The sequence below is a fragment of the Pyxidicoccus caerfyrddinensis genome (assembly GCF_010894405.1).
Taxonomy (GTDB): Bacteria; Myxococcota; Myxococcia; order Myxococcales; family Myxococcaceae; genus Myxococcus; species Myxococcus caerfyrddinensis.
Genome location: NZ_JAAIYA010000001.1, coordinates 756,549 through 782,140 on the forward strand (window position 1 = coordinate 756,549; position 25,592 = coordinate 782,140).

Genomic DNA, 25,592 nt, shown 5'->3' on the forward strand with positions numbered 1-25,592 from the left:
CACCCGTTGCCCGCCTTCCTGCACGAGGAACGCTCACGGCACCTGCGCGGAAGTCCCATCCACGCCAGAGACGCTCTTCCACTCCGTCAAGTCGCGAACTTCCTTCGGGTCCGCCTTGAGGAGTCCGCCCCGGGCATAGCGGTTCCGGTCCATCCGCAGCCCGGGCCGGTGCTTGCCGAGCCTCACCAGGTTCCGTCCGCGGACGACATTCTCGCGAACCGTCACATTCTCGCTGGGCGCGTTGTTGGCCCCCAGGCCGACCATCAGCCCGTAGCCCTCCGTCTTGTCGATGCTGTTGCCCACCACCGCCACGTCCTTCGCGTTCTCCACCCGGATGCCGGTGCCGTCACCGCCACCCTGCTTCGAGATGTCGGTGATGTGATTGTCCTTCACCTCCACCGCGCTCGGACTCGGCTGGTTTCCATCCTTCACGCCGCCGACGGAGATGCCCCGCCCCGCGTCGGAGATGCGGTTGTCCTCCACGCGAACATTCTTCGCGGAGTAGTGGACCACCACCGCCTCGCCCGCGGAGGTGGGCGACTTCCGGAAGCCGTGCATGTCGTTGTCGCGAACGACCACGTTGCTGCACGTCTTGATGTCCACCGCGTTCTCGTCGTTCGAATAGAGCCGGTTCTTCTCGACGAGCAGCCCGCGGGCGGGCGTCTGTCCCGCCCGGTCCGGCTTGAGGCACTGCACCGAGTCACCCGAGTTGTCGTGGATGTCATTGTCGCGCACGGTGATGTCTCGCGATGTCGCCTGGACCACCACGCCGTGAGAGTCCCCCCGGGGCTTCTTCCGGAAGTCGTGGATGTTGTTGCCCTCGATGGTGACGCCGTGCGCCCCGCCGAACGTGGTGACGCCGCCTCCCAGGGTGCCGTCATGGACGTGCGAGCCGGCCAGCACGGAGCCCTCGGTGTTCCCCTCGAAGATGACGGCGAAGCGCGGCTGGCCCTTCACGTCGATGTCGAAGCCGTCGACAATCCAGTAGGGCTTGCGGACCTGCACGAGCGCCCCGCCCTTGCCCGGAAAGATTCGCGCGTGTCCCACGCCCTTCAAGGTGATGGGCGCGTCCTTGCGGCCCGCCTTCACGTCGCCGTCGATGACGACGTTCTCCGCGTAGACACCCGGGAGGACCTTGATGGCCTCACCGGGCCCCACCGCCTTCATGGCCCTGCGGATGGTGCGGAACGGCGCCGCCTTCGAGCCCGCTGCATTGTCCGAGCCCGAGGTGCTCACGTACCACTCGCGCGAGAAGTGCTCCGGACGTTGGGTGGGGCCTCGCGAGGGCATCCCCGAACCGCCCGTGCCCTGGCTCTCCGCCTCCGCGCCCTGTCCCGTCTCGGGGAGCGGGACGCCTGCTTCCTCCGCGGTCTTCTGCACCTGGCTGCAGGCCCCCAGCACCACGGTGAGGAGCCCCACCCCCATCCACATTGCTCGCTTCATCGTGCGTCCCTCCTGTCCGAGAGGAGGGAGTTCACCGCCGGCCCTTGTGAGCACAGGGCCAGGCGGGCGACATGCGCCCGCCTGCCCGGCTCCCTAAGCGGCTACGGCTTCGCGGCGATGGAGACCTTCACGCCCTCGCTCCACGTCTTGTGCTCGTCCGCGTAGTACAGGTACGCGCGGCTGGCCGGGCCCGTGTACGTGCCGGGCACCGCGGCCACCAGGGACAGCGGCACGTCGATGCGCTTGCGAGGCTCCATGCCGCGCCAGTACAGGACGACGTCGCGTCCGAGCACCTCGTACGCGTCCACCACCTGCCGCTTCACCAGCTCCTTGAGCTGGTCATGCCGCACCTCCAGCCCGCCCGGCACGCCGAAGATGGCCACCGCCGTGGGCAGCTTCTGGCCCGTCCGGTTGGCAATCACCACGCGCGCCTCGGTGGGCTCGCCCTCGGTGAGGTCCGTCTTCGCCATCACCACCTCCAGCGCCACCGGCGTCTCCTTCGAGCTGTCCGGCACCAGCGCGCTGTACGTGACTTCCACCGAGTACGGCAGCTCCGCGCCGCCCTCCATCCGCAGCTCCACACGGCGCTCGCCGGCGCCGAGCAGCGCGCTCACGTCGGGCAGCTTGAGCGCCTCCTGCGTGGAGCCGTCGAAGCGGACCGGCTCGCCCACCGGACGGCCCTCCACGTAGACGCGCACCAGGCCCGGGGTGAGCTTGGACGCGCGCGCCTTGTCGTAGGCGATGATGGCGCGCAGCGCGAGCACCGTGCTCTGCGTCGTCCCGTAGCGGCCACCGTCGCTGGACTCCGCGAGGAACTTCATCGCGCGCTCCACGTTCCCCACGTAGGAGGAGTCACGCATCCAGGCCAGCGCCGCCAGCGCGGTGGTCTCGATGTTCAGCGTCTCCCCCGAGCTGCCCACGATGGACTGCGTCGAGCCGCCCACCACGCCGTCCTTGCCCTGCAGGGACGAGAGCCGGCCCATCAGCGTCCGGGCCTCGGAGGTGTCACCGGCGAGCGCCATGGCGTTGGCCGCCAGCGCCACCACGTAGCTGTTGGTGCTCTTCGCCGCCGCGGCCTTCAGCGAGGCCACCTCCTTCGCCAGCTCCTTCGCCTGCGCGGCCGGCTTGCCCGCGCTCTCCAGCAGCGTCCAGAGGATGTACGCGTTCGACGTGTCCGGGTCCTCCACCCACACGTGCAGCGCGCGGCGCTTGCGGTTGAAGCCGCCCTGCCCGTCCCGCTGCTGGAGGAGCCACTCACGCGTGCGCTCCAGCATCGCCGTGTCCACCTCGCGCACCTGGAGCATGTCCGTGAAGTGCAGCAGGCCGAAGGCGGTCAGCGCCTCGTGGCCCGGGTTCTGCCCGAACCACTCGTAGCCCTTCTCGGACGTCTCGTAGCCCACCAGCCGCTGGTAGCCCCGCTCCAGCTTCTCGCGGGCGCTCGCCACCAGCTCCGGACTCACGCCGGTGTGCGTCTGGAAGTACTGCTGCGCCATCGTCATCGGGTACGTCGTGGAGCTGGTCTGCTCGAAGCAGCCGGAGGGCTCCTGGATGAGGCGGGCCAGCGACTCCGTCATGTTGGCCAGCGGGCCAGGGTAGATGGCGATGGACGTGCGCACGCTGCCGGGCACCACGCTCTCCGGGAGCACCACCCGGTGCGCCGCCGGGGCCTTCGGCGACACCAGCCCGCCGAAGGACACGCGGCCCGGGAAGCCCCGGGGCTTGATGGACAGCGTGCGGGTGACGATGTCCGTGTACTCACCGGCGCTCGCCGTGAGCTTCACGTCCACCGGCCGCGCCTCCTGGCCAATCTCCAGCGAGAAGAGCTGCCGGCCCCGCGCCTGCGAGACCAGGTCCAGGGTGCGGCCGCCGGTGACCTTCACGTCCCCCTTCAGCTCCACCTTCACCCCCGCCCCCGCCAGCTTCGCCTCCGTCCCGTTCACCAGGGCCACCGGCAGCCGCACCACGTCTCCCGACGTCACCTCGAGGGGCAGCTTGGGCTCCGCGTAGAACGGCTGCACCGACTCCAGCTCCGCCACCGCCGAGCCGAGCGCACCGTCACCGCCCACCGCTCCCGCGAAGGCCTTGAACGTCGTCACCGAGTCGCTCATCGCGAAGGACACCCGCGCCTCGCCGGTGCGGGCATCCGTGCGCACCCCGGCGTTCCAGTAGAGCGTCTCCGCGAAGTCCACCCGGTCGCCCCCCTTGCGGTTCGGCCGCGCCGTGTGCGCGAACTCGCGGAGGTAGACCAGCTGCCCCATGAGGGCCTGCCTCTCATCGGCGCTCAGGTCCCGCTTCGCGCGCCGGGCCACCTTCTCCATCGGCGCTTCCTCTTCCTTCGCCTGGAGCACGGGAGCCGGGCCGTCAGCGGGAGCCGGGGCAAAGGCCGCCGGAGCCCCGGGAGCCTGGGCCGGGGGCGGCACGGCAACGGCCTCGGCGACAGGCGCCATCGGCTGCACGGCACCGAGGGCCAGGCCGGCCCCCTCGTCGGCGACCTCCGCGTCCTCCACCATCTCCTCCCGCTCCATCTGGGGCATCATCGCCAGCCCGGCCGAGGGCTTCATGTCATCGAGTGCGGCCCCACGCCCACTGCCCTTGCGGGTGGAAGGCCTGGGCCTGCGGACGGGCTCCTGCGGCCAGCGCACCGCGAGCACGCGCATCGCCGCGTCACCGTGCCGGGCGAGGAAGCCCTTCGTGTCGGTCAGCGCGAAGCGCCGCCAGCCCTGCGTCCCCAGCAGCAGGTCCACCGCCAGCTTCGACTTCGGATTCTTCGCGTCGAGGTAGAGCTGCGCGTCGGCCAGCTCCCTCACCTCGGGCTCCAGCAGCACCATGACCGGCAGCTGCGGCGCCTGGTCTCGCTTCTCCTGGAGCTCCAGCACGGCGTCATCCGTGACGGTGAGCATCACCAGCGCGGAGACGGGCTTGCCGTCGCGCGTCGTGCGGGCCGTGAGCTGCACCGGGCCGCCGGGCACGTAGCGCTTGCGGTCCGCCTTCAGCTCGACGGTGACTTCCTTCTCAGGCTGGCGGAACACCAGGCGCTCCGCGAGCGGCCGCCCGTCGTGGTCCCACACCGTGGCGACGAGCACCCCGTCCGCCACGCCCGGGTCCAGCGTCACCGGCCCGCCCTGCTCGCCCTCGAGCACCGCCGAGGCGACGCGCACCTCGCGCTGGCTCAGCGTCACCGTCGCGCGGCCCACGCCGGACAGGCCCACCGAGAGCTGCACCAACTTCCCCGCGGGCACCACGTCCTCGCGCGTGCGGATGACGGCGCCCCTCGGCTTCACCTCCGGCAGCGGGAAGCTCTTCTTGATGCCCGACGGCGCGTCGATGCGCAGCGCGTACTTCACGCCGGCCTGCGGGGTCAGCTCGAAGCGGCCACGGCCCTCGTGCTCCGAGCGCACCCGGGCAACCACCTTGCCGGTGCCCACCTCCACCACGCGGCCCGACAGGTCCGCCGGCTTCTTCGCGGGCGTGCGCGCCTCGAAGTAGACGCGCGAGGTGAGGCCCGCCACCAGGTCGCCGCCCTCCGGGTACACCGTCAGGTCCAGCGTCTGGAGGAGGATGGGAATCGTCTTCGCCGCCGACTCCACCACGCCCCCGTCCTCGATGGTGAAGGCCAGCGTGCCCTCGCCGCGCTCCATCGCCGCCGGCAGCGGGAAGCGCACCGTGCAGCGCCCCTTCCCGTCCACCGTGCACGGCACCTGCGCCGTGGTGGCGCCGTCGACGAGCGCGGTGGCCGTCACCTTCGCGCCCTCGGGGATGCCACCCTCCGCGCGCTTCACGTCCAGCGTGGCGGTGACGGTGTCACCCGGCCCGTAGCCGTCGCGGAGGAACTCAATCTGCGACTTGAGCCGGGGGGCCCGGTAGGCGCGCACGTCGAACTTGCGCTCCGCGGGGGCCGCGCCCGTCCACGGGTAGGTGACGCGCAGGGTGTACTCGCCGCCGGCCTGCCCCGCGGGAATGGGCCACGCGTACCCCCAGACGGCGTCCGCCGTGGACACCGTACTGGTGGTGACGACGTCCCCCTTGGGCCCCCTCACCTCCAGCTGTGCCTGGAGCGAGCCCGCGTACGGCTTGCGGCTCAGGGCCTCCAGCACCAGGCCGCGTGCCAGGACCTGCTCTCCGGGACGGTAGAGCGGCTTGTCGGTGGTGACATGCGTCAGGTAGCGGTCCGCGCCACCGAGGGTCCGGGTGGTGGCCCGGGCCGCGAGGACGCGGGGCGACAGCAACGCGAGGAGGGCGGCAAAGCCCAGGGTCAGGAGCGCGCGCAGGGCACGCGGGACTTGGAGGGTCATGGGGTCACTCAACGGGCGAGCGTGCCATAAGTTCTGGGCTCCCTGCTGGGGCACCCGGGCGACCGGACGCGCCACGGCAGGCGGGCACCGGGGGTCACAAGCCACCACGCCGCCCTCTACCCAGGGGACCCCCCTGGAGGTGCGCCGTGCCGAACCCTCATTCCATCCTGAGCAACCCCAGCCTGCTTGCGCGTCACATCATCGAGTATGGAGCCCTGGAGGACGAACAGCCGCTGGAAGCCCTGGCCATTCCGCGAGACAGGGCCCCGCTGGAGAAGGTGAACCTGGGGCTGAGCTATCCCGAAGGGCTGGCGCCCACGCCCCAGCCCCTCCCACAGATTCCAGACCCCGGCGCGCCCCTGCCCGAGGCGGATTACCTGGTCGTCACCTGGACGGTGGCCGAAGTCGAGGCGCTGGCGGACACCCTCACCCCGGGGATGCGACGCGAGCGCTGGTACAACTACGACCGCGACTTCACGACGAAGTACCAGCCGAACATCCGCAAGGGCGCCCCGTCGCAGCGGGTGAAGCGCCTGGGGAGCTATTTCCTCACGCGCATCGGCGACAAGCGGGTGCTGTGCTTCAAGTCGGAGCTGCACCTCAACCAGGACGGCGTCCGCACCGGCCAGGGCACCGCCACGCTGCCGGTGAAGGACCTGTTCCACCAGCTCATCCGCGAGGTGAAGCCGCGCATGGTCATCACCGTGGGCACCGCGGGCGCGACGTTCGCGGACCACGAATTGGGAGACGTCATCATCACCCGCGCCGCGAAGTTCCGCCTGGCGATGGAGTTCAAGAACGAGTCCTTCAACGGGAAGACGTACCGCTGCGACTTCCCCATCCCCACCCGGCACTTCGAGGACGCGCACCGGCTGATGGCCCGCCACGCGGACCAGCTCCGCGAGCCTGACTTCGGGCCCCCCACGAAGCGCTACGCCTTCACCGGCCCCCTGCTGCCAGGCATCCGCAACACGCCCGACTTCAAGGTCGACGGGCGGGACATGCCCGCCTTCCACCCCATCCTCACCACCGACTTCTTCGAGTTCGGCACCTCGCGCAACGGACTGGAGGCCGCCGGCGCGGGCGTGGAGATGGGAGACGCGGTGCTGGGCCTGGTGGCCGAGGAGCTCGGAGACCAGGCGCCCCTGTGGCTCGTCATCCGCAACGCGTCCGATCCGCAGATCAACGGGGACCTGCCCGACACGCCGCGGGCGCTCAACATGCAGGCCCACTGGGCCGTCTGGTACTACGAGGCCTACGGCTACTGGACCAGCGTCAACAGCGCCCTCGCCACCTGGGCCGTCATCGCGGGCCACGGCAACGACGCGTAGGCGGGAGCCAGGTAGGACACGAGAGCCATTCGTTGGCCACAAGGCACGCGGGACGGGATGAAAATGCCCGTCCCGCTGTTCGCTCCCCCACTGCATGCGCCAGACCGTCTATATCCCCAGGTCTCGAAGGCTCCGGGGGTCCCTCCCCCGGGCCGGCGCTGTGGTCTCTCGTTCAGGAGCTTCACCTTGAAACATCCCCATCGACGTTTCCCGGGCGCGGCGCGCGGCGTTGTGGCCGTGTGCGCTTCCGCTCTGATGACCTCGTGCGCGTCCTCCGCTCCGGCGGAGAAGACGCCGCCGCCCTCCGCCCCGGCGGAGAGCCCCGCCCCCGCACAGGCCCCCGCGGCAGCCGCCCCCGCCGCGCCGAAGCCGATGTACGGCACCTTCGGCTACGACTTCGCCGGCATGGACAAGGCCGTCAAGCCCGGGGACAACTTCTACCGGTTCGCCAACGGCACCTGGCTGGACAAGACGGAGATTCCCGCCGACCGCTCCAGCTACGGCATGTTCACGCGGCTGGCGGAGCAGGCCGACCAGCGCACCCGCGAGCTGATTGAAGCGCAGGTCCAGGCCGCGGAGGGCAGCGAGGGCCGCAAGATCGGCGACGTCTTCGCCAGCTACCTCGACGAGGCCGGCATCGAGGCCAAGGGCACCGCCCCGCTGAAGCCCGAGCTGGACCGCATCGCGGCCATCTCCAACAAGAAGCAACTGTCCACCGAGCTGGGCCAGGGCCTGCGCGCCGACGTGGACCCGCTCAACACCGGCAACGTCTCCACGAGCCGCATCTTCGGCCTGTGGATTGCCGAGGACCTGAACGACCCGTCCCGCTACGCCCCGTACCTCCTCCAGGGCGGCCTGGGCCTGCCGGACCGCGACTACTACCTGGCCGACAACCCCCGCTTCAAGGAGGTGCGCCAGGCGTACCAGCAGCACATCGCCAACATGCTGAAGCTGGCGGGCCTGTCCGAGCCCGAGGCTCGCGCCGCCCGCGTCATGGACCTGGAGACGAAGATCGCCAAGGCCCACTGGGCTCAGGTCGACACGCGCGACATCAACAAGACGAACAACCCCTGGCCGCGTGAGCAGTTCGCGAAGAAGGCCCCGGGCTTCGACTGGAACGCGTTCTTCACCGCCGCCGGCCTCGCGCAGCAGCCGCAGGTCCTGGTGTGGCAGCCGACCGCGCTGGTGGGCATCTCCAAGCTCGTCGGCGGCGAGCCGCTCCAGGCCTGGAAGGACTACCTGGCCTTCCGCGCCGTCGCCCGCACCGCGGGCGTGCTGCCCAAGGCCTTCGTCGACGAGAGCTTCAACTTCAACGGCAAGACGCTGGCCGGCGCGAAGGAGCTGAGGGCCCGCTGGAAGCGCGCCATCGACTTCACCAACGGCACCATGGGCATGGCCGTGGGCAAGCTGTACGTGGAGAAGTACTTCCCGCCCGAGGTGAAGGCGGAGGCGGACACGATGGTCCGCAACATCGTCGCCGCCTTCGGCAAGCGCGTGGAAGCGCTGAGCTGGATGTCCCCCCAGACGAAGGCCCGTGCACAGGAGAAGGTCGGCACCCTCCAGACGAGCATCGGCAACCCGACGAAGTGGCGGGACTACTCGACGCTCCAGATTGCCCGTGACGACGCGTACGGCAACGCCGAGCGCGCGTCGCTCTTCGAGCTGAAGCGCAACCTGGCCAAGCTGGGCCAGCCGGTGGACCGCACCGAGTGGTTCATGGTGCCGCAGCTGGTGAACGCGCTGAACTCGCCGCAGCAGAACTCCATCATCTTCCCCGCCGCCATCCTCCAGCCGCCCTTCTTCGATGCGAACGCGGACCCGGCGGTGAACTACGGCGGCATCGGCGCCGTCATCGGCCACGAGATTTCCCACAGCTTCGACGACACCGGCGCGAAGTTCGACGCGCACGGCAAGCTGTCCAACTGGTGGACGAAGGAGGACGAGGCGCGCTTCCAGGCCGCCGGCAAGGCGCTCACCGAGCAGTACAACGCCTACCAGCCGCTGCCCGACCTGCACGTCAACGGCGACCTGACGCTCGGCGAGAACATCGCGGACGTGGCGGGCATGGCCGTGGCGTATGACGCCTACAAGCTGTCGCTCGGCGGCAAGCCGGCGCCGGTGATTGACGGCTTCACCGGCGACCAGCGCTTCTTCCTCGGCTTCGCCCAGGTGTGGCGCAACAAGTACCGCGAGCCGCTGCTGCGCCGCATCCTGCTGACGGACGGCCACTCGCCCGGCGAGTACCGCGCGTCCACGGTGCGCAACAACGACGCCTGGTACCAGGCCTTCGACGTCCAGCCCGGCCAGAAGCTGTTCCTCACGCCGGACCAGCGCGTCCGCATTTGGTAGCCCGCAGGTATTGAAAGACTCGCCCGGGGAAGGCGGGACGGTACCCCCGTCCCCCGCCCCGGGCGGTTCTGTTTTCAGCTGAACATTCCCGCCTACGCTCGGGGCGCGCAACCCGCGCTGCATCGTGCCTCCGTATCCCGGTTGGCACGACGTCCGACATCTCGAGCGAGGCACCATGAAGGTCCAAGGCACGGCCCTTTGCCGTGGCATTTCGACAGCAGTGCTCGCGGCGACGCTCCTCGTGAGCGCCACCGCTTCCGCCGCACACTTCACCCTCTTCGAGAGCGGCCAGGTCCGGCCCCTGGCACTCTCGCCCAACGGCAGGCTGCTCTTCGCCGCCAACACGCCGGACAACCGCCTGGAGATCTTCCAGGTGGAGACCAGCGGCCTCGTCCACCGCGGCTCGGTGCCCGTGGGCCTGGAGCCCGTCGCCGTCGCGGCGCGCACCAACGACGAGGTCTGGGTCGTCAACCACCTGTCCGACAGCGTCAGCGTCGTGCGAGTCGATGCGAGCGGGAGCAGCGGCACGGTGACGCGCACGCTGCTCGTGGGTGACGAGCCCCGCGACATCGTCTTCGCGGGCACGGGCCGCAAGCGCGCCTTCATCACCGCCGCGCACCGGGGACAGAACGCCCCGTTCGACCCGCAGCTCACCACGGAGGGCGTCGGCCGCACCGACGTCTGGGTGTTCGACTCGGACAACCTGGGCACGACGCTGGGCGGCAACCCGCTCACCATCATCCCCCTCTTCGGCGACACGCCCCGCGCGCTCGCGGTGACGCCGGACGGCGCGCGCGTCTACGCGGCGGTGTTCCACTCCGGCAACCGCACGGCGGTGGTGCACGAGAGCCTGGTGCCCAACGGCGGCGAGGCGGCGGGCGGCGTCCCCGGCCCCAACGTCAACTTCCAGGGCGTGCCGGCCCCGGAGACCTCCGTCATCGTCAAGTACAACGGCCAGGACTGGCTGGACGTGCTGGGCCGTCCGTGGACGCAGCAGATGCCCTTCTCGCTGCCGGACAAGGACGTGTTCGCCATCTCCGCCACCGCCAACCCGCCGGCGCAGGTGTCCGGCACCGCGGGCTTCTACACGGGTGTGGGCAGCATCCTGTTCAACATGGCCGTCAACCCCGTGAGTGGGAAGGTCTACGTCAGCAACACCGAGGCGCGGAATGACTTGCGCTTCGAGGGCCCCGGTACCTTCGCCGGTAGCACCCTGCGCGGGCACCTGCACGAGAGCCGCATCACCGTGCTGGGCACGGGCAGCGTCGCGCCCCGGCACCTCAACAAGCACATCAACTACGCCGTCTGCTGCGCGCCGGTGCCCAACGCGGAGAGCGAGAAGAGCCTCGCGCAGCCACTGGGGATGACGGTGACGTCCGACGGCGCCACGCTGTATGTCGCGGCCTTCGGTTCATCCAAGCTGGGCGTCTACTCCACCGCCGCGCTGGAGGCGGACACCTTCGTGCCGAGCACGGCCAACCAGATTCCGCTCACCGGCGGCGGCCCCACGGGCGTGGTGCTGGACGAGGCGCGCGGACGCCTCTACGTGCTGACGCGCTTCGACAACTCCATCTCCGTCGTGAACACCACCACGAAGCAGGAGGTGGCCCACCTGCCCATGTTCAACCCGGAGCCGGTGAGCATCGTGGAGGGGCGTCCGTTCCTCTACGACGCGCGCAACAGCTCCAGCCACGGCGACGCGTCCTGCGCGAGCTGCCACATCTTCGGTGACTTCGACAGCCTCACCTGGGACCTGGGCAACCCGGACGGCGCCGTGAAGGCGAACTACAACCCCGTGGTGCCGGTGCTGCCCGAGTTCGGCCCGGACGCCACCTTCGGACAGGACCCGTCCTTCCACCCGATGAAGGGCCCCCTGGCCACGCAGAGCCTGCGCGGCATGGCCAACCACGGCGCCATGCACTGGCGCGGTGACCGCACCGCCGGCGCCGAGGCCCCGAGCGTCCAGCCGAACAGCGGCGCCTTCGACGAGGCCGCGGCCTTCAAGCAGTTCAACCCGGCGTTCATGGACCTGCTCGGGCGCAGCTCGCAGCTTCCCGCGGAGGACATGCAGAAGTTCACGAACTTCATCCTCCAGGTGACGTACCCGCCCAACCCCATCCGCAACCTGGACAACTCGCTCACGCCGCAGCAGCAGGCGGGCCGCGACTTCTTCGTCGGCACCACCAGCTTCTTCCACGGCTCGTGCGAGTCCTGCCACCGGGTGGACGTGAATGCGAACCCGGGCGAGGGCCCCTTCAAGGGCTTCTTCGGCACGGACGGCAAGTCGTCCTTCGACGCGGAGCCGCTGTTCCCCAAGGTTCCGCACCTGCGGAACATGTACCAGAAGGTCGGCGCGTTCGGCGCCGGCTACCCCTTCGGCAACTCGCCCGCGGACTCGTTCCTGGGAGAGCAGGTGCGCGGCATCGGCTTCAACAGCGATGGCGCCATCCCCACGCTGTTCCACTTCAACAGCGGGTTCGACTTCCACCCCATCTTCAACGCCGTCGGCATCCCCGACACGCCGGCGGGCTTCGCGGCGAAGAAGAACATGGAGCAGTACATGTTCGCCTTCGAGAGCAACCTGGCGCCCATCGTCGGGCAGCAGGTGACGTTCACCGCGGGCAACCCGTCCGTGGCGGGGCCGCGCATCGACCTGCTGCGGCAGCGCGCCGACGCGGGCGAGTGCGACCTGGTGGCGAAGGGACGCGTCTCGGGCCACGACGTGGGCCTGCTGTACGTGGGCGGTGCGCAGTTCAAGGTGGACCGGGCGGCGGTGCCCCTGGTCTCCGACACGCTCCTGCGGCAGGGCATCGTCCAGGCCAACGGCGTGCTGACGTACACGTGCACGCCGCCGGGCTCGGGCCAGCGCATCGGCATCGACCGGGACCTGGATGGCGTGCTCGACGGCGACGAGTGACGGGGGCGCGGTGCTGAGCGCGCCCGACGCACGCTGAGGGAAGGAAAGGGACGGGAAGGCGGTATACGGTCCGCCTTCCCGTTCATCCGCTACCTCGGAGCCCGCACATGATTGCCCCCGGACCGACGCTCGAGACCGCCCGCCTCATCCTGCGCCCCACGGCGCTGGAGGACCTGGACGGCTTCGCGGCGATCATCGCGGACCCGGAGTCCGCGCGCTTCATCGGGGGCGTGCAGCCGAGGGCCATGGCGTGGCGGGCGATGAGCGCCATGGCGGGCTCGTGGGCGCTGCAGGGCTTTGGCATGTTCTCCGTGCTGGAGAAGTCCACGGGCCACTGGGTGGGACGCATCGGCCCGTGGAAGCCGGAGGGCTGGCCGGGCACCGAGGTGGGCTGGGGACTACTGCGCAGCGCCTGGGGCAAGGGCTACGCCATCGAGGCGGCGACGGCGTCCATCGACTGGGCCTTCGACACCCTCGGGTGGACGCAGGTCATCCACTGCATCGTGCCGGAGAACACCCCGTCCGCCGAGGTCGCCCGGAAGCTGGGCTCGAAGAAAATCGGGCCGGTGACGCTGCCGCCGCCGCATGACACCACGTTCATCGAGGCGTGGGGTCAGAGCCGCGAGGAGTGGCGGGCGCGGCGGAAGTAGGCGAATGGCGACTGCGCTTCAAACCCGGGGCAGACCGCAATCAGCCGGTCGATGGCTTGCCGGTATTGACCGCCAGTTGAGCGTCGAAGGCTCGCTTGTAGGCGGGCCGCGCTTCGCCGCGGGCGACATAAGCAGCCAGGTTTCTGTATTCGTCCAGAATGCCCGATGACCTCAACCTGAGCAGCACCGACACCATCATCAGGTCGCCCGCGCTGAACCCACCATCAAGCCAGTCGGCATCACCCAAGCGAACGGAAAGTGGGTTCAGCCTGCCGCGAACGCGCTCTTCCACCAGGGGAAGGCGCTCCGCATGCCAGGGCTTGTCGCGCTCGAACAGCTTCGCGTTTACAAACTCGAGGATGGGCGGTTCCACCGTGTTGAGCGCGGCAAACATCCAGGTGATCGCGCGCGCCCGGGCATTGGCATCGTCCGGCAGCAAGCCTGCATGTCGCTCAGCGATGTGAAACACGATCGACCCTGTCTCGAACAGCGCGAGATTGCCTTCTTCATAGGTCGGAATCTGACCGAAAGGATGAAGCGCCAGATGCGCGGGTTCCTTCATCGCACGAAAGGAAACAAGGCGAACCTGGTAGGGTTGGCCCACTTCCTCGAGCGCCCAGCGAACTCGCGTATCGCGCGCCAGTCCCTTGCCGCCATCGGGTGAGCGTTCAAAGGCGGTGATGGTGATGGTCATCGAGAGGCTCCTCGTCACCCACATTGCCACCTGGGTTCGACGGTTGGGGAGTCGGCCCTGGCGTCCCCGGCTCAGGGCGTGGTGCGGGCCGGCATCGGCAGGGGCCCCACGTCGGCGAACTGCTGCCGGGTGATGGCGGGCCCGAAGCTCGGGTAGCGGCACGGGCGGCCCACGTCGTCCTTCGACTCGTGGAGCTCCAGCTCCGGCACGTCCGGCAGGTAGCCGATGCGCAGCTTCACCGAGCGCAGCGTGGCCAGGTCCAGGGGGCGCGAGTCGCGGTACGGCAGGTCCTGCCGCGGCGGCAGCCGCACGCGAATCTCCCCTGTGAGCGACTCCCCCGGCGACAGCTTGCGCACGCAGGGCACCTCGGGCGCCTCCACCTCGATGTCGTCCGGCACGGGCAGCAGCGCCCGCGTCAGCACGAGCACCCCGTCCCGGGCCTCCACGTACGCGCGCTCGGGCTCCAGGTGGTGGTAGCCGGCGGCGCTGGTGCTGAAGAGCTGATCCACCACCCACACGGGGGCTTCCCCGTGAAGCGAGTAGCGCACCACCAGCGCGTCCTGCATGAGGGACAGCTCGGTGACACGCAGCATGCCGCTCGACTCCTGGACCGCCGCCATGGGCTTCTTCCCTTCCGCCTGCGCCGTGGCGGGCTGGCTCCGTGCGCAGCCCGCGAGCATGACCAGGATGCAGGGGAGGATACACGCCGCGACGCGTGCCGGATGTCTCAACTTGCCTCCTCGATGGAATGCACAGGGGACGGAGGATGCCAGCGCCGTCCGGCACCGGTCACGCCCTTCCATGGTTGAACCCAGGTGTCGGTGGCAGAGGCACGTGGCCACCACCGCCCTCCGAGAGGCCATGGTGGCGATGCCGCCACGCGACCGAAGGCGAACCGCGAGGCCTTCAGGACGCGGGCGATGCCAGTGCTCCGTCCCCTTCGGGCGGCGGGCTGGCGGAAGGAATGCTCCTTCCGCTGCCGCCGGCCGCCGGGGACCGCACCTTCACGTCATTCCGCGCAGGCTCCATCCGCGCCTGGAATCAGTACCGGGGCCGCGTGGGCAGGTTCAGCTCGTCGCGGTAGTCGTTCTCGTTGATGTGCCCGGGGTGCTGGTTCGGCGTGGTCGCGTTGGCGTCGCCGTCGTACGGCAGACCCACCGCCGCCAGCTCGCGGTTGTTCACCCCGCCCGTCTGGCCCGGGGCCAGCGTGCCAGTGGTGTAGTTGTAGGCGTGCACCATCTCGTGGAAGAGGCCGACGACGGGCGGGCGGTTCTGCCAGTCCTCACCGCCCAGCGAGATGCGCTCGGGGTAGTAGTTGATGACCGCGTCCGAGCCACTCCCCGGGGTGCCATCCGGCTTCAGCCAGGCGTTGGTGCCGTCCGTCGCGCCCGCGGTGTTGCCTGCGGCCGGATTCGTCTGGAGGCGGATGGTGGTGGTGTGGCCGCTGTTGTCGAGCGCCGTGAGCATCTCCCGGCCCTGCGGGGTGGAGCGCAGCGCGTCCAGGTCGGACTGCACGCGCGCCTGGAAGGCGGCATCGCCCTCGATGACGATGGAGCTACCGGGGACATTGCCGGCGGCGTTATTCGTGTTCAGGTCCACCGTCGTCACGGTGTCGCCCGCCCGCTGCGCGTTCGACCCGTACCGGACATCGTCCGTCTGGGTGAAGAGCGTGTCGCGGCCGGTGCCTCCGTTGACCCGGTCCTTGCCCTCGCCCGCGGCGACCACGTCGTCGCCAGCGCCGCCGTTCAGCCTGTCGTTGCCACGGCCGCCCATCACCTGGTCATTGCCGGTGCCGCCGCTGATGGTGTCATTGCCCTCGCCACCGTCGACGTAGTCGCGGTCCGCCCCGCCCGTAATCGTGTCGTTGCCGCCCAGGCCGTACACGACGTCGCGGCCCGCGCCACCCTGGATGCGGTCGTTGCCCGCCCCGCCCTGGATGTAGTCATCCCCGGCCCCGCCCACGAGGGTGTTCCGGCCAGCGCCGCCGATGAGCGTGTCGTTGCCGTCGCCGCCCTCGATGCGGAGGTTCGCCGTCACGTCGGCGTCCACCGCGATGCGGTCATTGCCATTGCCGCCGCGGATGACGACGTTCCGCGCCTGCTCCGCGGTCAGGTTGACGCTGGTGCCGTCGGAGGTGACGGTCAGCCCACCGTCACGACCGCGGGACACCGTGGCCTGCTTGCCACCATCCCCCAGGTCCACCACCGTCTGCCCGGCGCGGTTCGTGGTCACCTGCGGCCCGACGGGAGTCGGAGTCGGAGTCGGCGGCGCGGGACGGGCGCCGGTCAGGTCCAGCCGACCCGTGCGGGGCGACGTGCCCTCGAAGCTGTCGGTGGCGAGCCGGTTGCGAACCTGCTGGCCCACCGGGTCCTGCCTGGGGGCGACGGTCGCCGGCCTCGCGGTCTCGACACGCGGCTCGGCCCGGGGCTGGGTCCGCTGCGTCGAAGGAGCTCCACCACCACCGATGCGATTCGTGCTCATGGAATTCCTCTTGCGAAGGCCTGTTTCAAATTATCGGTGGATGTGGGTGGAAGTTGCGTCCCCCCGGAATTCCGCTAACGGCGCTTCTTCTTGCGGGCGGCCGCCTTCGCGGCGAGCTCGTCGTACAGCTTCTTGTCCTGCTCGAGCGTGGCCACCGCGGCCTTCGACAGGTACGTGACTTCCGTCGTCGCGTCGTGCTTCAGCTCCGTGGGCATCTTGAAGATGAAGTCCTGGCCCTTGCGGGTCACTTTCGCGGGCCCGTCCGGCGGGCTGCCCAGGCCGGTGAGCAGGACGAGCCCATCGTCGTGGCGGAAGGCCGCCCCGGACTGGAAGCGCGTCGCGGTCATGGTGTTGATGTCGATGGTGAGCGACTCGATGCCCAGGTCCTTGGGCGCCCCCTGCTTCGCGGCCCACTCCTGCCGCAGCTTGGGGAACTCCGTGCGGACCTGCGTCGAGTAGATGCCCACGACGCCATCCAGGCAGAGGAGCCGCCCGTCCCGGTGGGCCATCCCGCCCACGCTGACGAAGTTGGTGACGTAGGGGCACTTCTTCACGCCGAGGGCCGCGACGTCGACCTGCACGGGCTGGTCGAGGTTCAGCGCCCGGGAGGCCATCTCGTCCATGGCCATGTAGCCGTAGGGGTTGCACTCCTCCGTGTTGAGCCCGCGCAGCTCGGGGCCCTTCGCGGCGGCCTCGAGGTCCCTCTGCTCGTCGTGCTTCGATTCCTCCACGTAGAGGACCTTGTAGGGCGTCTTGTCGCCCTTGGGCTTCTTGAGCATGGCCCGCAGCCCGTTCATCTCCATGGAGCCTTCGGCGGGCACCTCCGTCGCCGCCTGGACGCGCTCGCGATCCCGGGCGTACAGGGTGCGGATGGCTTCGTCGCACCGCGTCTTGCCGATGATGAGGCCATCCACCGTCTGCTCGGAGGCGAGCGCGGGGCCGGCGAGGCCCACGAGCAGGATTGCGACACGGACGACCCGGGCACGGCGGTTCATGGCCAGTCTCCCCTCTCACCGCGACGGGCGCCCGTCACAGCTGGCTGGTGGCGAAGCAGGCGCATGCTAGCACCGGCCTCCGGGCCCCCTCTCCGGACAGGGCCGCCTGCCCGCCTCCTGGGGGCCCTGGCGCCCAAATCGTCAGGAAAGTCGGGAAGTTGAGAGACCGGCCGAGCGCGTGTTACGACCGCAACCGGCCAAGTCGCCCCTCCCCCGCACTGGCCATTCGGAGCCGGCTTCCATGAGTGAGCGCAACGACGTCCCGCGGCCCGCTGTCCCCGTGGCCTCTCCGCCCATGTCAGGAGCGTCCGCGAAGCCCGCGGCAACGGCCACCGAGACGCTCGCCCAGGCCGCCAGCCAGCTTCCCGCGCCGCCCAACACCAGCGCCGAGGACGAGGCCCGCGAGCGCATCGCCTCGCTGGAGCGCGAGGCGAAGGCCCTGAGCGCCACCGAGCCGCAGGCCGCCGCCCTCCTCTTCCACGAGGTGGGCCTGCTCTGGGAGGAGCCGCTGAAGAACCCGCGCAACGCCGCGGTGGCCTTCCAGAGCGCGTACAAGCTGGCGCCCCGGTACCTCGTCAACATCCGCGCCGCGCGCCGCCTCTTCGCGGACGTGGGCAACTGGCAGATGGTGCTGCAGCTGCTGGACGCCGAGCTGTCCGCCACCGAGGACGTGCGCCACCAGGCCGCGCTCCTCTTCGAGAAGGGCATCATCCTCCAGGAGCGCCTGTCTCGCGACGAGGAGTCCACCGCCTGTCTCAAGCTGTGCCTGGAGCGCCGGCCCACGGACGTGGTCGTCCTCACGCAGCTCGAGTCCGTCTACGCCGCGCGCAATGACTCGCACGCGCTGGTGGAGGTGTACCGGCTGCTGTCCGCCGCCGTGCAGCAGCCGTCGCTGCGCGCGCACTACCTCACCGCCGCGGGCCTGCTGATGGAGGAGCGGCTGAAGCAGCGAGACCCGGCCGCCGTCCTCTTCCGCCAGTCCTTCGCCCTGGACCGCACGGACTTGCAATTGCTGGCGGCGATGAAGCGGCTGTCCGAGCGCGAGGGCAAGACGGACGAGCTGCTCGAGGTGCTGGCCGCCGAGGCCGCCGCGCTGGGCCCGCAGGCCGCGCCCGCGTATCTGCAGATCGCCAAGGTGTGTGAGCGCGCGGACCGCAAGGGCGAGGCGCTGGCGGCGCTGCTGGACGCGCGCAGCGTGGCGCCCAACGAGCCGCTGGTGCTGAGCGAGCTGGCCGGCATCTACGAGACGCAGGGCCGCTACGAGGAACTGGCGGACGTGCTCCTGGCGCGCGTGGGCTCGCTCAACGACGAGAGCGAGCTGGTGGCCACCAACCTCCGGCTGGCCGCGCTCTACGAGGAGACGCTCAAGCGCGAGGCGGACGCGGCCGCGCGCTACCAGGCCATTGTCGCGCGCATCCCCGGCCACGCGGCGGCGCTCGCGGGCCTGGGCAAGCTGTACTACCGCATGCAGAACTGGGAGGGGCTGGTCTCCGTGTTCGACGCGGAGGTGGCCGCCGCCGAGGACGCGAAGCAGAAGGCCGCGCGCATGTACAAGGCGGCGGAGATTCTGGAGGAGCGGCTGGGCCGTCAGGAAGACGCCATCACCCGCTACAACACCTGCCTCCAGCTCCAGCCCGGCTACCTCCCCGCGCAGAAGGCCCTCACCCGCCTCTACGAGCGCCAGGGCCGCTTCGCGGAGCTGGTGGCCATGTACGAGCAGGACCTGCTCCAGACGTCGGACCGAGACCAGCTCATCACCACGCTGAACAAGATGGCGGTGGTGTACGAGGACCGGCTCGGAGACCTGGACCATGCCATCGAGTGCATGAAGCGCATCCTCGACCTGGCGTCGGACCACCTGCCCACCATCCGCAACCTGGCGCGGCTGTACGAGCGGGCCGCGCGCTTCCGCGAGCTGCTGGAGACGAATGACCTGGAGGCGTCGCTCGCCGGTGACACCAAGCAGGTGCTGTCGCTGCTGCACCGCAACGCCGAAATCCTCGACGAGCACCTGAAGGACCGCGCGGGCGCCATCTCCGCCTACGAGCGCGTGCTGGCGCTGTCGCCGTCGTACCTGCCCGCGCTCAAGGCGCTGGGCCGGCTGTACGCGCAGGACGGCCGCTGGGCGAAGCTCATCGACATGTACCGCGCGGAGTCGGAGGCCTCTCCGTCCACCGAGCAGGCCGCGGCGCTCATCTACAAGATTGGCGAGCTGTACGAGCAGAAGCTGCAGATGGAGAGCGAGGCCATCGCCTCGTTCAACGAAGCGCTGATGCTGGCGCCCAGCTACTTCCCCGCGCTGCGCGCGCTGGCCCGCATCTACCGCTCCGCCGGTGCGTGGGAGAACCTGGTCGAGGTGCTGCGCGCCGAGGCCGCCAACCGCACGGACCCGCTGGAGCGCGCCAACGCGCTCTACCAGGCGGCGACCATCTGGGAGGACCAGCTCCAGCGGCCGCAGCTCGCCATCGACACGTACCAGGAGGTGCTGCGCCTGACGCCGGGCCACGCCGCCACGCTGCGCGCGCTGGAGCGGCTGTACCTGGCGCAGGACAATGTGAAGGAGCTGGTGTCCATCCTGGACCGTGAGACGCAGGTGGGCGGCACGCCCACGGCCAAGGTGACCGCGTACCTGAAGCTGGCGCGGCTGTACCTGGACCGCTTCCAGGAGCCGTCACGCGCGTCCCAGTGCAGCGAGGCCGTGCTGGGGCTGGACCCCGGCAACCTCACCGCCCTCACGCTGCTGGAGCGCATCCGCGCCTCCGACCGCCCCCGCCGCGCCGAGCTGCGCCAGCGCATCGCCGAGCGCGTGAATGACCCGCGCCTGGCCACCGCGCTGCGCCTGTCCGCCGCGTTGGATCTGGACAAGACGCCCGCGGAGGGGACGCTGGAGGCCTACAAGCGCGCCTTCGAGGCGGACCCGGGCGACGCGCGGCTCGCCTTCGTGCTGGAGCGCGGGCTGCGCCAGGCGGGTGATGCCACCGGACTGGCCCGCCTCTACACCATGCGACTGGCGGCGGCGCAGGACGCCGACGAGGCACTGGAGATGCTGCTGCGCACCGCCGAGCTGGCGGATGGGCGCTTCAACGACGTGGAGCGCGCGGCGGCCCTCTACCGCCAGGCGCTGGAGCTGCAGCCGACGTGCCTCCCCGCGCTGCAAGGCGCGCGGCGCGTGGCGATCAAGCGCGGGGACTTCTCCGGGGCGCGGACCGCCCTGGAGGCCGAGGCCCGCGTGAGCCGGGATCCTCGCGGCGCCATCGACGCCCTCCTCGCCGCGGCGAGGCTGGCGGCGGGCAAGCTGGGTGACTCGGACGGGGCGACGGCGCTGTACCGGCAGGCGCTGGAGAAGGACCCGCTGCACCCGGCCGCGCAGGCGGGCCTGGAGGAGCTGCTCGCGCAGCGCGGCGGCTCGGCGGACCTGGCGGCGCTGCAGGAGCGGCGCGCCGAGGCGAAGCTGGCACTCAAGGACGGCGCGGCGGCGGCCACGGCCTTCGTCGGCGCGGCGCGGCTGTACCACACGGCCTTGAATGACCGGCCTCGCGCGCTGGCGCACCTGGAGAAGGCACTGGCCGCGCAGCCGGGCTTCCCCGAGGCGCTGGAGCTGCGCGGCGCGCTGCTGCTGGAGGCGCAGCAGTATCCCGAGGCCGCGGCCATGCTGAGCCAGCGCGTGCAGCAGGGCGGAGACCCGCGCGCGATGGCGCAGCTCCACCTGACGCTGGGCAACCTGTACGCGACGCACCTGAACGACCCGGGCCGCGCGGCGGCGCACCTGCAGACGGTGCTGGCCACCCTGCCCCGGAACCTGGAGGCGCTGGAGCAGCTGGCCGCGCTGCACGCACAGGGCCGCAACTGGGCGGGCGCGGTGGACTGCCTGCACAAGCTCTTGCAGCAGGAGCTGTCCGTGGACATGCGGGCGCGCTTCACGCTGGAGCTGGCGCGCACCTACGACGAGGGCCTGGGCGACGCGGCGGCGGCCACCCCGCTCTATCGCCGCGCGCTGGAGTTGACGCCGGGCAACCCGGCGCTGGTGGAGCGGCTGGTGGTGCTCTACGAGCGCGCGCGCAACCTGCCGGAGCTGGCGCAGATGCTGGAGGCGCAGGCCCAGGCGCAGATGGCGGTGGACCCGAAGCGCGCGGCGACGATGCGGATGCGGGTGGCGGACCTCTACTCTGGCCCGCTGTCCGAGCCGGCCCGCGCCACGGCGCTGTACCGCCAGGTGGTGGACTCGGACGGCACCAACCTGACGGCGCGCGCGGCGCTCGCGGAGCTGTACGCACGCGACACCACGTCCGTGCCCATGGCGATCGAGGAGCACCGGCAGATCCTCCGCCAGGACCCGACGCGGGTGGACAGCGTGCACGCGCTGTTCAAGCTGTGGGAGGGCATGAAGCAGCTCGACAAGGCGTTCTGCGCGGCGTCGGTGCTGCAGTTCATGCGCTCGACGAACGAGGTGGAGATGGCCTTCTACACGGAGGCCCGCACCCGGCTGGCGCAGGAGGTGCGCGAGCCGCTGGGCTCCACGGACGTGGACGCGGTGCTGATACACCCGGCGGCGCGCGGGCCCATGCTGGAGGTGCTGCGCGCGGTGGGAGACCAGCTGGAGAAGGTCTTCCCGCCGAGCTTCGACATCGTCGGCGTCAACCCCAAGGCGGACAAGCTGAAGTCGGACTCCGCGGTGTTCAAGGCCATGCGCACGGTGGCGCAGGTCTTCGGCGTGGAGGAGTTCGAGGCCTACCAGGCGCGGCGCGGGCTGACGGTGCTGGAGACGACCGAGCCGCTGTCGGTGTGCATCGGCCAGGACGTGGTGCGGCGCTTCAACGCGCGCGAGCAGAAGTTCCTGCTGGGGCGCGCGGCGCTGGGCCTGCTGAACAAGGCGGCGGTACTGGAGAAGCTGTCGCAGGGTGAAACGGCGGACCTCATCGGCAACTCCATCCGCATCCACTCGCCGCAGTTCACCTCGCTGGGCCGGCGCAACGAGGAGTCGGTGAAGCAGCTGCGCAAGGCGTACTCGCGCAAGGCGCTCAAGGCGCTGGAGATTCCGGCGAGCGCGGTGGGCGAGCTCCAGAAGGTGGACCTGCCGACGTGGCTGGACGCGCTGGACTACTCGGCGGACCGGGCGGGCCACCTCATCTGCGGCGACGTGTCCGTGGGCCTGAGCATGGTGCTGCGCGAGGACCCGAACTTCGCCGGCGCGCGCCTGGACAGCCCGGAGCCCGTGCTCCAGGCCATCCGCGAGGGCGAGCGGCTGCGCACCCTGCTGGCCTGGTCCTTCACCGATGACTTCTTCCGGCTGCGTCAGCGGCTGGGGCTGTCGCTGTAGCTACTCCCGCCGCAACACCGCGCCCTCGGGCAGGCCCTTGACGATGCGCTCCAACGCGTCGTCCACGGGGCCTCGCTCGAGGGACTCCACCGTCACCTTCACCCGGTAGTCCTTGCCCGGGTCGAACTCCGGATACGAGCCGATGGCCACGTGCGGCATGTCCAGCGCCACGCGATCCAACACGGCGGCAATCTCGCTCTCGCCCAGGCGCAGGTAGAGGCTGTTCAGCACCACCGGCGTCCCGCTCAGGCGCCCGAGCACCGTCTCCAGCTGCATCCGGAAGAGCTGCGGCACCCCGGGCAAGAGGTACACGTCCTCCACCGTCAGCACCGGGTACCAGGTGCCCGCCTGGGGTAGCAGCACGGCGCCCTCGGGGGCGTCCGCCAACCGCATGCCCTCGGGCGTCACGTGGCCGCCGGGCGCCCGGGCGGTGATGAGCGACACCATCTCCGGCAGCCGCACCACCGACTTGCCCATGGCCAGCGCCACCGCGCGCACCGTGACGTCGTCATGCGTGGGGCCGATGCCGCCGCTGGTGAAGACGTAGCGGGCCTTCTGCCGGGCCCGCGACACCGCGCTGACGATGGCGTCCACGTCGTCGAGGACGATTTCCACCGAGTGCAGCGGAATGCCCACCTCGCGCAGCCGCTTGATGAGGTGGGGCCCGTTCAGGTCCGTGACCTTCGCGGTCAGGACCTCGTTTCCGATGATGACCGCCGCTGCGCCGGTGCGCTCCATGCGAGGCCCGACTCTAGCCCGGCTCAGCGCTTCCGGCCGAGCAGCTTGCGAATCTCCTTCAGCGAGGCCTCCGTCACCGCCTCGATGCCCTGCTCGCCGTCGATGTGGACGATGCGCTCGCGCTTCTCGAGCAGCTTGATGGCCGCGACGTACTGCTTTGCAATCCGCCGCTGGGCCTCGTCCGCCTCGAACAGCTCCGGCGCTCCGCCCCGGGCCGCGCGACGGCGGGCCGCCACCTCGGGCTTCACGCCGACGAACAGCGTCAGGTCCGGAGACACCGCGCACGCATTCACCGCGTCCACCCACTCCATGGGCAGTGTCGCCCCCTGGTACGCGAGCGACGACAGCACGTAGCGGTCACACAGGACGACCTTGCCCTCGGCCAGCGCCGGCAGCACCCGCGCCGCGAGATGGTCCGTCCGGTCCGCCGCGAACAGCAGCGCCAGCGTCTCCGGCGACAGCGGCCCCGCCCCACCGGGCAGGCCCAGCCGCCCCGTGAGGGCCTGGCGAATCATCGTGCCCACGGGCCCGTCGGAGGGCTCGCGCGTGGTGAGCACCGCGTGCCCCTCCGCGCGCAGCACCGCCGCCAGCCGCTCCACCTGCGTGGTGGTGCCGGCGCCGTCGAGTCCCTCCAGGACGATGAACCGCCCCTTGCGGACGGCCTTGCGCGCGGCGCTCACCGGGGAAGCAGCGCCGCGGGGTCGTCCAGCCGCAGCTGGCGACGCAGCTCCATCATCGTCTCGTAGCCCTTCAGCTCCTCCACCAGGACCTTGTGGCCCGCGCGGTAGTGGCGGAAGGCGTACACCAGCAGCGCCAGCGTCAGCACCGTCGCGCCCCACGCCAGCAGCGGCGTGCGGAGGGAGTCGTAGAAGAGCTTGCCCGCCGCGCCGCCAATCAACAGGGCGGCGATGGTGGAGACGCCCGTATGGGCGAAGTGCGTCGTGCTCTGCCGGACGGACAGGCTCTCTTGGAGCTGGTCGAGCTGCGTCCTCAAATCCTGGGTATCGGCGCTCATCACGGAACCGCGGACCCTACCTCAGCTCGCCCCACCCGTCGAGTCGCCACCCCGGCCAGCAACCGACCGTCGGCCCTCCAACGGCCCCTCTGCCCCCCAGAGAGAGAGCCCTGCCCGGCTCATCCGCCCCATCACCGGAACGCACAGCGTCCAACAGGTTGCCTTGCGAGCCCGGAGCGTGCGCGCTACATGCGCCAGGGCATGCAGCCCTCCCGGCGGACCGACACCTCCATGAGTTCCGACACCCAGCTCTCCTCCATCGAGGACGCCATCCGCGACATCCGCGACGGCAAGTTCGTCATCGTCGCCGACGACGAGGACCGCGAGAACGAGGGTGACCTCATCATGGCGGCGGAGCGGGTGACGCCCGAGCACCTCGCCTTCATGGTCCGCCACACCAGCGGCATCGTCTGCCAGCCCATGCTCGCCGAGCGCCTGGACGCGCTCCGCCTGCCGCAGATGGTGGCGGACAACACCGAGTCCCACCGCACCGCCTTCACCGTCTCCGTGGACTTCCGGCACGGCACCACCACCGGCGTCTCGGCGGCGGACCGCGCGAAGACCATCCGCGCGCTGGTGGACCCGAACAGCAAGGCGGACGACTTCCTGCGCCCCGGCCACATCTTCCCGCTGCGCTACCGCGAGGGCGGCGTGCTGCGCCGCGCCGGCCACACCGAGGCCACGGTGGACCTGTCCCGCCTCGCCGGCCTGGAGGCTTCGGGCATCCTCTGCGAGCTGGTGAAGGACGACGGCACGATGATGCGGATGCCGGACCTGATGGCCTTCTCCCGCGAGCACAAGCTGGCGGTCATCACCATCGCCGACCTCATCGAGTACCGCCGCCGCAAGGACCGGCTGGTGCGCCGCGAGCCCGGCCAGCACACCGTCAACACCCGCTACGGTGAGTTCACCGCGCTCACGTACACGTGGCTGCCGGACGGCGCGAAGTCGCTGGTGCTCGTGAAGGGCGACCCGGCGGCCCGGCCCAGCACCCTGGTGCGGCTGCATGCCGCGTGCGCCATGGGAGACGTGTTCGGCTCCCCGTCCTGCAGCTGCAACGTGCTGCTGGACCAGGCGCTCGCGCGCATCTCCCGCGAGGGCAACGGTGTGCTCGTGTACCTGCCCGGCATGCACGGCGACGACTTCGGCATCCACCACAAGCGCAACACCGATGGCAGCAGCGGCCCGGCGCGCGGCCCGCAGGACTCGCGAGATCTGGGCATGGGCTGCCAGATCCTCAACGACCTGGGCGTGCGCTCGCTCCAGGTGATGACCAACACGGACATCACCTACCGCGGCCTCGCGGGCTTCGGCCTCACCATCGACAAGCGCGTGCCGCTGCTCGCGGACTGACGGGCATCGAGGGGCCG

Annotated in this window: 15 protein-coding genes; 6 read left to right on the forward strand and 9 right to left on the reverse strand. The window is 70.5% G+C overall.

All coding sequences use genetic code 11. The features are described from left to right. Window positions 1–33 precede the first annotated feature (33 nt). Both G4D86_RS02805 and G4D86_RS02810 read right to left on the reverse strand, forming a co-directional pair. Window positions 34–1,443: a right-handed parallel beta-helix repeat-containing protein gene (locus tag G4D86_RS02805; RefSeq protein ID WP_163989047.1), complete on the reverse strand. Its 1,410-nt coding sequence runs from the start codon at window positions 1,441–1,443 to the stop codon at window positions 34–36. 101 nt (window positions 1,444–1,544) lie between these two features. Further along, on the reverse strand, window positions 1,545–5,735 hold the full coding sequence (locus tag G4D86_RS02810) for an MG2 domain-containing protein (RefSeq protein ID WP_163989049.1): 4,191 nt from the start codon (window positions 5,733–5,735) through the stop codon (window positions 1,545–1,547). 146 nt (window positions 5,736–5,881) lie between these two features. On the opposite strand from G4D86_RS02810, the gene G4D86_RS02815 reads away from it, so the two are divergent. The 4 genes from G4D86_RS02815 (at window position 5,882) to G4D86_RS02830 (ending at window position 12,982) form a co-directional block, all read left to right on the forward strand. Then, window positions 5,882–7,066 carry a nucleoside phosphorylase-I family protein gene (locus G4D86_RS02815; protein ID WP_163989051.1) on the forward strand — a complete coding sequence of 395 codons (1,185 nt, stop codon included), beginning with the start codon at window positions 5,882–5,884 and terminating at the stop codon, window positions 7,064–7,066. Between the two features lie 186 nt (window positions 7,067–7,252). Beyond that, on the forward strand, window positions 7,253–9,415 hold the full coding sequence (locus G4D86_RS02820) for a M13 family metallopeptidase (RefSeq protein WP_163989052.1): 2,163 nt from the start codon (window positions 7,253–7,255) through the stop codon (window positions 9,413–9,415). Window positions 9,416–9,590: 175 nt separating this feature from the next. Further along, complete coding sequence (locus G4D86_RS02825) at window positions 9,591–12,332, forward strand: YncE family protein (RefSeq protein ID WP_163989054.1); 2,742 nt, start codon at window positions 9,591–9,593, stop codon at window positions 12,330–12,332. A gap of 107 nt (window positions 12,333–12,439) precedes the next feature. Beyond that, on the forward strand, window positions 12,440–12,982 hold the full coding sequence (locus tag G4D86_RS02830; protein WP_163989056.1) for a GNAT family N-acetyltransferase: 543 nt from the start codon (window positions 12,440–12,442) through the stop codon (window positions 12,980–12,982). Between the two features lie 40 nt (window positions 12,983–13,022). Here G4D86_RS02830 and G4D86_RS02835 read toward each other — a convergent pair whose 3' ends face one another. The 4 genes from G4D86_RS02835 to G4D86_RS02850 all read right to left on the reverse strand — a co-directional run bounded on the left by G4D86_RS02835 (window position 13,023) and on the right by G4D86_RS02850 (window position 17,152). Beyond that, the gene (locus tag G4D86_RS02835) at window positions 13,023–13,676 is read right to left on the reverse strand and encodes a glutathione S-transferase family protein (protein ID WP_163989058.1); all 654 of its coding nucleotides are present in this window, start codon (window positions 13,674–13,676) and stop codon (window positions 13,023–13,025) included. 71 nt (window positions 13,677–13,747) lie between these two features. After that, window positions 13,748–14,407: a hypothetical protein gene (locus G4D86_RS02840; protein WP_163989060.1), complete on the reverse strand. Its 660-nt coding sequence runs from the start codon at window positions 14,405–14,407 to the stop codon at window positions 13,748–13,750. A gap of 310 nt (window positions 14,408–14,717) precedes the next feature. Continuing rightward, window positions 14,718–16,157, reverse strand: coding sequence for a M91 family zinc metallopeptidase (locus G4D86_RS02845; RefSeq protein WP_163989062.1), 1,440 nt, complete (start codon window positions 16,155–16,157; stop codon window positions 14,718–14,720). Window positions 16,158–16,231: 74 nt separating this feature from the next. Next, window positions 16,232–17,152 carry a hypothetical protein gene (locus G4D86_RS02850; RefSeq protein WP_163989064.1) on the reverse strand — a complete coding sequence of 307 codons (921 nt, stop codon included), beginning with the start codon at window positions 17,150–17,152 and terminating at the stop codon, window positions 16,232–16,234. A gap of 241 nt (window positions 17,153–17,393) precedes the next feature. Here G4D86_RS02850 and G4D86_RS02855 point away from each other — a divergent pair, with 241 nt between their 5' ends. Beyond that, on the forward strand, window positions 17,394–22,469 hold the full coding sequence (locus G4D86_RS02855; RefSeq protein ID WP_163989067.1) for a tetratricopeptide repeat protein: 5,076 nt from the start codon (window positions 17,394–17,396) through the stop codon (window positions 22,467–22,469). Here G4D86_RS02855 and G4D86_RS02860 read toward each other — a convergent pair whose 3' ends face one another. The 3 genes from G4D86_RS02860 to G4D86_RS02870 are packed head-to-tail and all read right to left on the reverse strand — an operon-like array spanning window position 22,470 to window position 24,222. Beyond that, complete coding sequence (locus G4D86_RS02860) at window positions 22,470–23,207, reverse strand: competence/damage-inducible protein A (protein WP_163989069.1); 738 nt, start codon at window positions 23,205–23,207, stop codon at window positions 22,470–22,472. Between the two features lie 23 nt (window positions 23,208–23,230). Next, on the reverse strand, window positions 23,231–23,887 hold the full coding sequence (gene tmk, locus G4D86_RS02865; RefSeq protein WP_163989071.1) for a dTMP kinase: 657 nt from the start codon (window positions 23,885–23,887) through the stop codon (window positions 23,231–23,233). Then, complete coding sequence (locus tag G4D86_RS02870) at window positions 23,884–24,222, reverse strand: hypothetical protein (protein ID WP_163989073.1); 339 nt, start codon at window positions 24,220–24,222, stop codon at window positions 23,884–23,886. The genes tmk and G4D86_RS02870 overlap by 4 nt, the downstream gene beginning before the upstream one ends. A 201-nt stretch (window positions 24,223–24,423) precedes the next feature. Between G4D86_RS02870 and ribB the strand changes: the two genes are divergently transcribed. Beyond that, entirely contained in the window at window positions 24,424–25,575 is a 1,152-nt protein-coding gene (gene ribB, locus G4D86_RS02875) for a 3,4-dihydroxy-2-butanone-4-phosphate synthase (protein ID WP_163989398.1), read from the forward strand. The last annotated feature ends 17 nt before the right edge of the window (window positions 25,576–25,592 follow it).